This is a genomic window from Kitasatospora sp. NPDC059817 (genome assembly GCF_042731835.1).
Classification (GTDB): Bacteria; Actinomycetota; Actinomycetes; order Streptomycetales; family Streptomycetaceae; genus Kitasatospora.
Window position 1 is genome coordinate 1 of record NZ_JBHWIR010000042.1, and the last position, 11,466, is coordinate 11,466.

The 11,466-nt window shown below is 70.5% G+C and carries 9 protein-coding genes and 1 pseudogene; 2 read left to right on the forward strand and 8 right to left on the reverse strand.

Translation table 11 applies throughout. The annotated features are described in order from the left end of the window. Positions 1 to 1,388: 1,388 nt before the first annotated feature. The 4 genes from ACFV61_RS12015 to ACFV61_RS12030 form a co-directional block, all read right to left on the reverse strand. Positions 1,389 to 2,708 (reverse strand): cytochrome P450, encoded by a 1,320-nt coding sequence (locus ACFV61_RS12015; RefSeq protein ID WP_380491394.1) that lies wholly within the window; start codon positions 2,706 to 2,708, stop codon positions 1,389 to 1,391. A 4-nt stretch (positions 2,709 to 2,712) separates the two neighbouring features. Further along, positions 2,713 to 3,771, reverse strand: a complete 1,059-nt coding sequence (locus ACFV61_RS12020; RefSeq protein WP_363369446.1) for a cytochrome P450 — start codon at positions 3,769 to 3,771, stop codon at positions 2,713 to 2,715. Between the two features lie 135 nt (positions 3,772 to 3,906). Then, a complete protein-coding gene (locus ACFV61_RS12025; protein ID WP_224285092.1) occupies positions 3,907 to 3,987 on the reverse strand; it encodes a tryptorubin family RiPP precursor in 81 nt (26 codons plus the stop codon). A gap of 196 nt (positions 3,988 to 4,183) precedes the next feature. Further along, the gene (locus ACFV61_RS12030) at positions 4,184 to 4,804 is read right to left on the reverse strand and encodes a TetR/AcrR family transcriptional regulator (protein WP_380491396.1); all 621 of its coding nucleotides are present in this window, start codon (positions 4,802 to 4,804) and stop codon (positions 4,184 to 4,186) included. An 87-nt stretch (positions 4,805 to 4,891) separates the two neighbouring features. Between ACFV61_RS12030 and ACFV61_RS12035 the strand changes: the two genes are divergently transcribed. Further along, positions 4,892 to 6,379 carry an MFS transporter gene (locus ACFV61_RS12035; protein ID WP_380491397.1) on the forward strand — a complete coding sequence of 496 codons (1,488 nt, stop codon included), beginning with the start codon at positions 4,892 to 4,894 and terminating at the stop codon, positions 6,377 to 6,379. Between the two features lie 376 nt (positions 6,380 to 6,755). Here ACFV61_RS12035 and ACFV61_RS12040 read toward each other — a convergent pair whose 3' ends face one another. The 4 genes and pseudogenes from ACFV61_RS12040 to ACFV61_RS12055 form a co-directional block, all read right to left on the reverse strand. Continuing rightward, positions 6,756 to 7,799, reverse strand: a complete 1,044-nt coding sequence (locus tag ACFV61_RS12040) for a UDP-N-acetylmuramate dehydrogenase (protein WP_380491399.1) — start codon at positions 7,797 to 7,799, stop codon at positions 6,756 to 6,758. 12 nt (positions 7,800 to 7,811) lie between these two features. Then, a complete protein-coding gene (locus tag ACFV61_RS12045) occupies positions 7,812 to 8,846 on the reverse strand; it encodes a serine hydrolase domain-containing protein (RefSeq protein ID WP_380491401.1) in 1,035 nt (344 codons plus the stop codon). Then, on the reverse strand, positions 8,843 to 10,108 hold the full coding sequence (locus ACFV61_RS12050; RefSeq protein WP_380491434.1) for a UDP-N-acetylglucosamine 1-carboxyvinyltransferase: 1,266 nt from the start codon (positions 10,106 to 10,108) through the stop codon (positions 8,843 to 8,845). The genes ACFV61_RS12045 and ACFV61_RS12050 overlap by 4 nt, the downstream gene beginning before the upstream one ends. A gap of 475 nt (positions 10,109 to 10,583) precedes the next feature. After that, a pseudogene (locus ACFV61_RS12055) lies at positions 10,584 to 10,772 on the reverse strand (helix-turn-helix domain-containing protein); the annotation flags it as partial. A gap of 117 nt (positions 10,773 to 10,889) precedes the next feature. On the opposite strand from ACFV61_RS12055, the gene ACFV61_RS12060 reads away from it, so the two are divergent. After that, on the forward strand, positions 10,890 to 11,438 hold the full coding sequence (locus tag ACFV61_RS12060) for a flavoprotein (RefSeq protein WP_380491403.1): 549 nt from the start codon (positions 10,890 to 10,892) through the stop codon (positions 11,436 to 11,438). Positions 11,439 to 11,466: the final 28 nt, after the last annotated feature.

Sequence of the window (11,466 nt, forward strand, 5' to 3'; positions counted from 1 at the left end):
ACTCCCATACCAGTGAAGTCAGGATGTTCAAGAGATCACGCAGTGGCCCGCTTTTGATGCGCCGTCCGTGGCCCTAATTTCACCCGTCGACGACACCGCCACCTACAGCGGGTATGGAGCGATCCCCGCGAGCGCGGGGCCGATGAGGTCGAGGGGCTGGGTCACCACTGGTCTCCGGAGCGATCCCCGCGAGCGCGGGGCCGATACTTCCTGACCTGCGGTGATTACCGGCTGAGGGGCTTGATTGCTTCAGTTCGATTGGTAGAGGTCCCGTCGAACAGCCGATGCGTTGTTGCCATCTTTCCTTGCCCCAGGGCTGGTTGTCAGTGTCGTGGCCTGGCTCCCCGAAGCGTACCCGCGCGTGGAGATTGAGACGATGATTGAGGACTGCTGGCAGCGGTACCTGCCCGAGGTCAGGGGCTGGCTGGGTGCGCTGTGGGGTAAGTCCGTCGGGCGGGCTGGGGATCCGCCACGGATCAATCCCCACAAGTGTTCCTCCAACAGTGTGAGTTCGGCGATGGCGATGTGCTCCGCGGAGCAATCCCCGCGAGCGCGGGGCCGATCGGACGAGTTGTACGTCCTGCTCCAGGAGGGGAGGGCGACCCCCGCGGGCGCGGGGCCGATCAGCTGATCGTTGCGCCGAGGTTGAACGCCCAGGAGCGATCCCCGCGGGCGCGGGGCCGATTGGGAGGAGTGCGCCATGGAGCAGTACGCCCTGGAGCGATCCCCGCGGGCGCGGGGCCGATGCTTTTTGACCTGGGGTGATTAGCGGTCGAGGGGCCTGATTGGTTCAGTTCGATTGGTAGGGGGCCCGTCGAACGGCCGATGTGTTGTTGCCATCTCTCCTTGCCCCAGGGGTGGTTGTCGGTGTCGTGGCCTGAGCTCTCGAAGCGTACCCGCATGTGGAGGTTGAGGACCGTTGGCAGTGGTAGCCGTCCGAGGCTAGGGGCAGCCTGTTGCTGTCGTACATGCTGGACGCTGGGGCAGTGGCCGAGATTTTCGGGGCCGCTGCCTGGTGCTGGTGACGTGGCGGCGTCTGAATGGTCTTGCGGGGCCAGGTCTGTTCGGCTGCTTGTGCGGGATGCGCGGCTGAGGAGGTTGTCCGCTGGGCGGTGTTCTTGTGGGACAGGTGCGCGGTGGGCGCTGTCGGGCGAAGTGAAGCGGGGCGGGGCAGGTCGCCGACTGCTACGGAGTGTTCCATGGGGAAGGTCGTAGAGCTTCAGCGCCGCCGCAGTGAGTCCTGGAAGTCGGCGCGTGGGAGCACGGTTATCAGGGGGAGTTGCCACTCACCGCGGTGGAGACCGTTCTGGTGTGTGGAGTTGGACCTCGGCGGGGTGCGTCGGATGCTCGGCCCCCACCGGCTTTGGGCGGGTGGGGGCCTGGTGGCGTCAGTGCAGCAGTAGTCGCAGGCTGAGCAGTCCGCGGTGCCTCGGGTTCTCCTGCCACTGCGCGGGTTCGGCCGGTTCGGCCAGGCGCAGGGCGGGGAAGCGGCGCAGCAGTTCGGTGAACGCTACCTCGGCCTGGAGGCGGCCCAGTTGTGCGCCGAGGCAGTGGTGGATGCCGTGGCCGAATGCGAGGTGTCGGGTGGCGTCCGGGCGGGTGATGTCGAAGCGGTCGGGGTCGGTGAAGACGGCCGGGTCGCGGTTGGCGGCGAGCAGGGCGATCTGGACGAACTCGCCGGCCGGGATCGTGGTGCCCGCGATGGTCACCGGCTCGGTCGTGCGGCGCAGCGAGGCGATGCTGAACGGGCTCTCGTAGCGCAGGACTTCCTCGATCGCGCCGGGAAGCAGTGCCGGATCCGTGCGCAGCGCCGCGAGTTGCCCGGGGTGGCTGAGCAGCGCGTGGATGCCGTTGGCGATCAGGTTGACGGTGGTCTGGTGGCCGGCGATCGCGAGCAGGAACGCCATCGAGGTGATCTCGGCCTCGGTCAGCCGGTCGCCGTCCGCCTGGGCGGCGAGGAGTTCGGAGATCAGGTCGTCGCCCGGGTGGGTGCGCTTGTGGTCGACCAGGGCGCGCAGGTAGTCCGCCATGCCTTCGGCGGTCTCCACCGAGACTTCGCCGTCTGCTCCGCCGTCTGCTCCGCCGTCCGCCTCGCCGTCGTCCTCCGGGTCGGCATCGACGGCGTTGCCGCGGACCTGGAGGTTCTCCCGTTCGGCCTGCGGCGCGCCGAACAGTTCGAAGACGACCGCGAGTGGCAGCGGCAGTGCGAACTCGCTGATCAGCTCGACCGGGTCGGGCCCGTCGAGCTGGTCGAGCAGTGCGCCGACGTGGCGCTCGACCATCGGTCGCAGGGTCGCCACCTGCCGTGCGGTGTAGGCCTGTTGGACCAGCTTGCGCAGTCGGGTGTGCTCCGGGGGGTCGGAGTTGAGCATGTGCGTCATCAGGTCGCGGCCCGGGCCGCCCTCGGAGTTCCCGACGTGTCGGGCGAACGCCTCGGTGACGGCCTTTTTGCTCAGCCGGGGGTTGGCGAGGGCGGCCCGGCACTCGGCGTGGCCGGTGACGACCCAGCCTTCGAGTCCGGCCGCGCCGCCGAACCGGACCTTGCGGGCGCCGCCCTCGGTGCGCCAGCGGCAGTATGCGGCGTGCGGGTCGGCGTAGAACTGGCCGTCGGCGAACTCCGGTTCGGCGGCGCTGTGTTCGGTATCCCCGGGCTCGGTATCCCCGCGCTCGGAATCCCCGTGCTCGGTTTGTATGTGATCATCGTGCATGTGATCAGTGTGCACCGCGTGGCTTCAGGACGCGGATCTCGCTGACGCCGAGCAGGCCGAGCAGTGGCACCTTGGCGGTCCGCTGTTCGGGGTCGACGACCAGGCCGGCCGTACGGATCTGGTCCAGCAGCAGCTCGGCGAGCGGCATCACCATGTGCCGGCCCCAGCAGCGTTCGGAGGTGTGCCCGAACGGCAGGTAGCCGGGAGTGTTGTCCGGGTCGAGGTGGTCCCAGCGCTCCGGGCGGAACTCGTGCGGGTCCTCCCACAGGGCCGGGTCGCGGTGCGAGAGCAGCGGCAGGACGAGGACGTCGTCGCCGGCGCCGATCCGCGGGTCGATCGCGGGGTACTCGGGCGAGGCGCGGCGCAGGATGTTCCAGGACGGCGGCAGCAGGCGCAGCGACTCGAAGATGATGTTCCGGTTCGGCGTGCTGTCGTCGAACGGCGCGCCGAGCCAGAGCGCGTTCGCGACCAGGGTGGAGATGGTGAAGCAGACCGGTGCGGCGGCTCGGCGGTACATGCCGAGCGCGTACCGTCGGTCCTGGTAGTTGGTCGCCTTCGCGGTGAGCTTGCCGAGTTCGGTGAGGTCGTCGCCGGGCTTGGGCCTGCCGGGCAGTGCGGCGCCGGCGGAGATCACCAACCAGGTGAGCAGGGGCGTCAGTTCGAGGTTGCGGCTCATCAGGATCCGCAGTCGGCGCGGGTCCCGGCCGAGGATGAGGTCGCGCAGGAAGAGGTGTCCGGTGAGCGGCCACGGACCGGACAGGTCGATGTTCGGCGGCAGCGGAGCCTTCAGTGCCTCGCGCACGTCGCTGCCGATCGTCCGCGTCACCGAGGATGCCTCGGTGCGGGTGATCGAACGTCCGTGCAGCGGTTTGAAGGTGGGCCGTTCGATCTCGGTGGCGCGCCGGGCGGCGAGGATCCGGTCGGTGAGCTCGGGCCCGGCGACCCCGATCGTGTCGGGTTCGAGCCGGACGGCGTCCTTGCCCAGATGGTCCTTGAGCAGGGCCTCAAGTCGGGGGGAGAGTACGGTGGTTCGCGAACGGGCGGAGGCGGGGGAGAGGGCCATGTGATGTCTCCGAGACTTTGCCGGGACCGGTCTCCGCCCCCGCCCCGGGCCCGATCTCCCGGCGGAGGCCGCGAGGGGGGGGCAGGGGCGGGGGCGGATCAGCTGTTCAGGTACCGGAGGTACCGATCAGCCGGCTTAGTACCAGATGTACCAAGCGCTGGCCTTCAGGCTCTTCTTGGCGAAGGACGCGTCACGGATGGCGAACAGGATCTTCATCTTTGGGTCTCCCTTTCGTTACCAGGTGGCTGAGCGAATGTAAGGCCACTCTGCAGTCGCCCTACAGACGTAGACACGCGGCCGGGTCTCCATCGGGTTCACCTTTGGGGGGAGTTCTTGCCGAGGGAGTTGGGGAGGTGGGGGGTTTGCCGGCGGATTTCCTGATTCGCCCCCCGGCGGCGGGCGATGGACGGTGTCAGTCGCGGGAGCAGTCCGCGCACCGTCGCGGGCGCAGCCCGTCGAGGATGATGCCCAGGTAGCGGCGCCAGTCGGTGACCCCGGCCTGTACGACGTGGCAGAGGCCGATGTAGAGCGGTGACACGTCAGCGACGGTCAGGTCCTCTCGCACCGAGCCCTCGGCCTGGGCGCGCTTGAGCACCTTGTCGGTGAGCTCGTTGAGTTCGGCGATCGCCGCCGCGTCGAACGTGCTGCCGCCGATCATCGCGGTGACCGTCTCCGCGTAGCCCCGGTCCTGTTCCTGCATGATTCCGCAGAACTCCAGGGAGCGGGCGAGGCCGTGCCAGGGGTCGGGGTCGGGGAGCACCTCGTTCCTGAGGAAGTCCAGGGTCTGCTGGAACCGGTGTTCCACGATCGCTTCAGCCAGCGATTCCTTGGTGGGGAAGTGGCGGTACACCGTCCCGACGCCCACCCCGGCCCTGCGGGCGATGTCGCCCATCTGGGCGTCCCGGCCGGACTCGGAGAAGGCGGCTCGGGCGGCGTCGAGCACCTTGAGCCGGTTGCGGGCGGCGTCGGAGCGCAGCTTGCCGCCGGTGGGTGTGCTGGAGCGGGAAGGGGGAGGGGAAGGGGTGTTTGACAAGGGGAACCGTGCCTCCGTATCGTCACCATCCGGAACCGTGAGTCCGATTCCGGTTACCACTTTAACCCACAGGAGCGTATCCCTCCCATGGCCATGCCTCCCACTTCCTCCTTATCGACCTCGACCTCGACCCCCTCCCCGGATCCGCTCCGCTGGAAGGCGCTCGTCGTCCTGGCCGTCGCCCAGTTGACGGTGGTGCTCGACGCCTCGATCGTGAACGTCGCGCTGCCCTCGATCCAGCGGGACCTGCACTTCGCCGACTCCGACGTCCAGTGGATCGTCAACGCCTACGCACTCGCCTTCGGCGGCTTCCTGCTGCTCGGCGGCCGGACCGCCGATCTGCTCGGACGGCGGCGGGTGTTCATGACCGGGCTCGGCCTGTTCGCCGCCACGTCACTGCTCGGCGGTCTCGCCCCGACCGCGGGCCTGCTGATCGCCGCGCGGGTCGGGCAGGGCCTCGGCGCCGCGATCATCGCGCCGGCCGCCCTGTCCATCGTCACCACGACCTTCACCGAAGGCGCCGAACGCAACAAGGCCCTCGGTATCTGGGGCGCGCTCGCCGGAGCGGGCGGGGCCATCGGCGTGCTGCTCGGCGGTGTGCTCACCCAGTGGGCGGGCTGGGAGTGGGTGATGTTCGTCAACGTGCCGATCTGCGTCGTCGCCGCCGTCCTCACACCGAGGTTCGTCCGGGAGAGCCGCGGCCACGAACGCACCGGCATCGACTTCGCCGGCGCCGCACTGGTCACCGGCGGTCTCAGCGTGCTGGTCTACGCGCTCGTGGACGCCGAGCGGGCGGGTTGGGGCTCGGCCAGGACCATCGGGCTGCTGGGCCTCGCGGCCGTCCTGCTGCTGGTCTTCGCCCTAGTCGAACTGCGCCTCGTCAAGCACCCGGTGATGCCGTTGCGGATCTTCCGCAACCGCAACCTGTCCAGCGCCAACGCGGTGTCCCTGCTGGTGGGCGCCGCGCTGCTGTCGATGTTCTTCTTCATCTCCCTCTACCTCCAGCAGGTGCTCGGCTTCTCCGCACTGGAGGCCGGACTGTCCTACCTGCCCTTCTCGGTGGCGAGCATCGTCGCCGCCGGCGCCGCCTCCCAGCTGGTGACGAAGGTCGGGCCCCGGCCCGTCCTCGCCTGCGGTCTGGCGCTCACCGCGGTGGGCCTCCTGCTGTTCACCCGCATCCCCGCCAACGGCACGTTCGCCGGGGACGTGCTGCTGCCCTCGGTGGTCGCGGCACTCGGACTCGGGTTCTCGTTCGTGCCCGTGACCATCGTCGCCGTCTCCGGTGTGACACCGCAGGAGTCGGGCCTCGCCTCCGGACTCATCAACACCACCCAGCAGATCGGCGGCGCGCTCGGGCTCGCCGTGCTCTCCTCGGTGGCCAACGCCCGGATCAGGGAACTCCTTGAGGGCAAGCAGCCCGGCGGCCCGGCCATGGCCGACGCGATGACAGAGGGCTTCCGGCTCGCGTTCGCCGTCGGGGCGGGCTTCGCCGTGCTCGGCGTGCTGATCACCCTGCTGGCCGTACCCAAGGGCGAACGGCCCGCACACGACGACCTTCCGGTCACGCTGGTCTGACGAACGGCGACGTCCGGACTCGCCACGGCGCTCACCCGCCTCCACGGCCACGGGGTGAGCGCCCTGCGGACTTCCCGTAGCCGGGGGACAACTCCTCAGTCGTGAAGAAGGTCAGCGAAAGGCTGTAGGCCTAAAGCCTGTTCGTCGATCCTTCACCCCGATGGGCAGCAATCCGGCCTGCGACCTCGGTCAACCGGGACACTCGGACGATGTAGCTGACTGTAAGCCTGCTGATCAGATTCCAGCCCTCGGTGGAGGATCGCACTGCCTCATTTCGCGGGCCAAGAGCTGTTCGGCAATGTGCGCTCGGCCAGCCCAGCCACCTTGATCGACCGGCGTGTGGCGGAGGTGGCAAGTAGCTGAGGCCAGCGGGAGATCAGGGGCCGGTGACCCACTGGCCGACGCGCGTCGGCTCGGGCTGGAGGATGATTCCGGTTGCAGCTGCGACCTGGGCGGTGAGGTCAGCGAGCGCCCGGACGAACGCTGCCGCTGTGGCCTCTCCTTGAGCGGTGACCGTGAGAGTCCGGCGTTCCGAGCAGCGCACGCCGTCGGCGACGGCTTGGCCGGGCCGGCAGCCGACATGCTCCAGGAGCCACCCGGCGCTGGCTCGGAGGCCGCCATCGCTGTCCTGGTGGACCGGGCAGCCGCGGTCGGACCAGCGCGTGGCCTGGGCGGTGGTGATTCGAGGGTTGAGGAAGACGGATCCGACCTGCCGGGAGTCCTGGTCGCTCGGGTCGAGGAAGAGGCCGCGCCGACGGCGGTTGGCGAGTACGGCCGCGGTGACCTCCGGAACGGTCGGGCGCGCGCCGACGGGCACGCCGAGCTCGTCCGCGAGCGGCTGGTAGGTGATCGGGGCCGCCGGCGTGTGGGTCAGGTGGAGCGAGGCGGCGAGGATGGTCCAGCGGCCGGGGGTTCGCTTGAAGCGGCTGCTGCGGTAGCGCAGGCGGCAGGACTGGGCCGGGAAGGTCCGCAGGCAGCCCATGCCCCAGTCCCAGACCGTGACGCTGTGGAGGGAGTCTGCGATCTGCTGGCCGTATGCGCCGGCGTTCTGGACCGGCGCGGCGCCGACGGTGCCCGGGATCCCGGCCAGGCACTCGATGCCGGCAAGCCGTTCGGCAGCGGCCCATTGGACGAGGTCGGTGAGCGGCTGGCCGGCCTGGACGGTGACGGCCACCGTGGTGTCGTCGAGCTTCTTGGCGGTGATGCCGCGGGTGTTCATGACCACGACGGTGCCGGGGTGGCCGGCATCCGCCGCGATCACGTTGCTGCCGTGCCCCAGGACGACGGGACCGTTCTGCTCCTGGGCGCTGAGCGCACGGGCGGCGTCGAGCCAGTCCGCGGGGTCGGACAGGTTGAGCACGGCGCCGGCGGGCCCGCCGAGCCGGAGGGTGGTCAGCGACGCGAGCGTGGCCTGGGGCACGGCAGGGTCCTCTCAGTCGGCGGCGACGGCCTTGAGCGCGAGGTTGCGGAGCGGGGCGAGCCGGGTGCGGTTGTTCTGGTGGTGGTAGACGGCGTTGGTACAGATGGCCAGGTAGCGGCCGGTGTCCGGGGCGAGGTAGAGGCTGGTGCCGGTGAAGCCGTGGTGGTAGGCGACCCGGCCGCCGTCGGCGAGGATCCAGGCCAGGCCGCGGTGGAGCCCGGGCTCGATCTCGGCCTTCGGTTCCATGCTGGTGCGGAGCCAGGCACCCAGTCCGTGGCTGGAGGTGTACGCGGTGAAGAGCCGGTCGGCGAAGGTGGCCAGGTCGGCCGGGGTGGTGAAGACGCCGGCGTGGCCGGCGACGCCGCCGAGCAGGGTGGCGTTGTCGTCGTGCGGGATGCCCCACAGCCGCGGGCCGCCGGGGAGGCGCTGCTCGGTCGGGGCGACGTCGGCGGAGCGGCTGACGGGTCCGTAGGCGGTGTGGGTCATGCCGAGGGACTGCCAGAGGTCGGCGGCGAGCTCGTCCAGGCGGCGGCCGTGGAGGTGGGCGAGCGCGAGGCCGAGGAGGATGAACCCGCGGTTGATGTACCGGTGGCCGGCGCCGGGTTCGGCGATCAGCGGTTCGCCGCAGATCAGCTCCGCGAGGGGTTCGGTGCGGCCCCGGTACTGGTCGAGGCGGGTCTCGGGCTGCAGGCCGGAGGTGTGCGCGAGGATCTGCCCGACCGTGACGTTCGCGCCGGGCACCTGGTCCGGCAGGTCGGGCAGCAGGTGCCGCACCGGTGTCTCGGCTGTGATGCCGTCGGTGAGTCCGATCAGCGGCCAGGTGGCCAGCACCTTGGTCAGCGACGCGGCGTCGTAGAGCGTGTCCGGGCCGGGCCCGGCGTTCCCACACTCGGGCGCGATGACGCCGGAGGAGACGAACGCGGGCCGGCCGTTCCGGGCGCCGTGGGCGAGGACGCCGCCGGGCAGGGCGCCGTCGTCGACCAGCAGGTCGAGGCACTGCTGCAGCTCGGCGACGGTGTCGGGGCTCAACGGCTTGGTGCTGGTCACGGCATCTCCCGGTCGATCGTCAGGCTGGCACCGAGCGCGGCGAGTTTGGGCAGCAGGTCGCCGTAGCCGCGCCGGAGGTGGTACATGCCCCGGATCGTAGAGGTGCCCTCGGCCGCCAGCGCGGCGAGCACGAGCGCGGTCGCGGCCCGGATGTCCTCGCCCGCCACGTCAGCGGCGGCGAGCCCGGAGGGCCCCTCGACGGTGATCAGCTGGCCCTCCGCGTTGACGACCGCGCCGAACTTGCGCAGCGCGGCGAGGTGGGTGTCGCGCCGGCTGTAGATCCGCTCCTCGATCCGGGACGTTCCGGCGGCCTGGGTGAGGACCGCGGTCAGCTGGGGCTGGACGTCGGTCGGGTAACCCGGGTGGGGGCCGGTGGCCGTCTCCGTCGCATGCAGTCCGGCCGGTACGGTGACCGTCGTTCCGCCGCGCTCGGCGGTCAGGAGGATCCCGGTGTCGGCGAAGACCGAGACCAGGCCTGGCGGGAAGCCGCAGGGCGGGAAGGCGTCGAGGTGGACGGTGCCGCCGGTGATCGCGGCGGCGAGCGCCAGTGTGGCGGCCTCCAGCCGGTCGGACGGGACCGGGAAGACGCCGCCGGCGATGTGGTCGGTGCCGGTGACGTGCAGGGCGTCCGCGCCTTGCCAGGTGATGCCGACACCGGAGCGGGCGAGCAACTCCGCGGTGACGGTGACCTCGGGCTCGATGCTCGGCCCGAGGATGGACGACGTGCCGGGCGTGCGGGCGGCCAGCAGCATCGCGGTGACCGTCGCGCCCAGGCTCGGGCCCCACTTCTTGGTGCTGACGTTGGTGATGAACGGAAGGCGCTTCGTTCCGGTGAAGCGGGCGCGCACGCGGCCCCGGTCGACCTCGGCGTCGGCGCCGGCGGCCTCCATGGCGGCCAGGTGCAGGTCGATGTACCGGGCGCAGAAGGCGTCGCCGCCGGGCAGCGGGAAGGTGACCTTGCCGGAGCGGGCCAGCAGGGCGGCGGCGATGACTGCGGTGGTCCGGATGCACCGTCCGAGGCCGTCGGGGATGACCGGGAAGTAGGAGTCGGCGGGCCGGGTCTCGAACTCACCCTCGGCGATGGTGGCTCGGGTGCCGGTGCGGTGAAGGATCTCCGCGCACACACCGGTGTCGAGGATCGCGGGGGCGCCGGTAAGGGTGAGCGGCTGGTCGGCGAGGATCGCGGCAGCGTACAGGTGCAGGGCGATGTTCTTGCTGCCCTGGACCGTCGTCGTACCGTGCAGCGGGTGGCCGCCGGTGATCCGGAGGGTGAGCCGGTCGGGGGTACTGGCCGGCGCGCAGGTAGGCCAGCGCCCGGCTGTACTGCTTGATCGCCGCGGTCACGGCGTCGGACGCCCGCTCCGCCGCCCATCCCATGCGGTCGAGGGAGATCGACGCGAGGTCCTGGAACCCGAGCTTGCTCGCGAGGTCGTAGCCGGAGCGGTACTGCATGGCGAGGGCCTGCCAGAGACGTCGATCACCGCTACTGTGCGCCGCGGTCGTGGTCTCGGTGATCAGGCCGGGCAGTTCTGTCGCCGCGCTCCGCAGATCCGACGCCCGGATCAGGCGGCAGACCCGGTCGGTGTGGTCGACGAGTTCCTCGGTCGGACGCGGTGCCACGTCCGGGTCGGCTCCGAGGTCGAAGATGTCGAGGGATTCCCGGATCGGCTGGATCAGCCCGTCGAGCTGGTCGCGCCGCAACTCCTCGATGTACGGGCGTCCTTCGAGATCGGCCGGGGGCACGGTCAGTGCCCTGGCGATGGAGGCGAGGACAGCCGGGCCGGCCTGCCGCTTGCCCTGCTCGATCTGAGCCATGTGGGACGCCGAGATCCGTGCCTTCAGGGCGAGTTCGGTCTGGGTCATGTGTCGGAGCTTGCGGGTCTGCTTGATCCGCTTGCCTACGGTGTCAGGCGTGAAGTCGGTCATGGCGCGTTCCTTGAGGAGTTCGGCCCGGTGGTCCGACGGTAGCGCCAAGTAGTCAGGCGCATCATCGAATTCGGCAGGGTTTGCCGCCGGCCATCCCCACGGGGTTCGATGACTGCCATGTCCACCACGCGCCCGGTCCTGTACCTCTTCGGCTCCGCCGCCCCGCCGGTCCTGAACATGGCGCAGGTCGTGCGCCACGCCCAGTTCAGGGGGTGGGAGGTCGCGCTCGGGCTCACCCCGACCGCGGCGAGCTGGCTCCAGGACGAGCTTCCCAAGCTGAACCGTCTGACCGGCCACCCGGTGAAGTCCACGTACCGTCGGCCGGGCGAGCCGGACGTGCTTCCGCCCGCCGACGCGGTTCTGTTCGCTCCCGCGACGATGAACAGCATCAACAGCCTGGCGCTCGGCCTCACGACCTCCTGGGTCATAGGGTTCGCGGCTGAGGCGATCGGCAAGGGAATCCCGCTGTCGGTGATGCCGTGTACGAACACGGCGCTCACCGGGCACCCTCAGTTCCCCCGGAGCGTCGCCACCCTGCGTGACTCCGGCGTCCGAGTGCTGCTCGGCGAAGGAGGCTTCGTCCCGAACGATCCGGGCCGGGGGAGACCGGAGGCTTACCCGTGGGAGGCCGCACTCGGGGCTGCCGAGGAGTCCATCGGGCGGTGACACCCGGCTGCGGAGCCCGGCCGCCGTG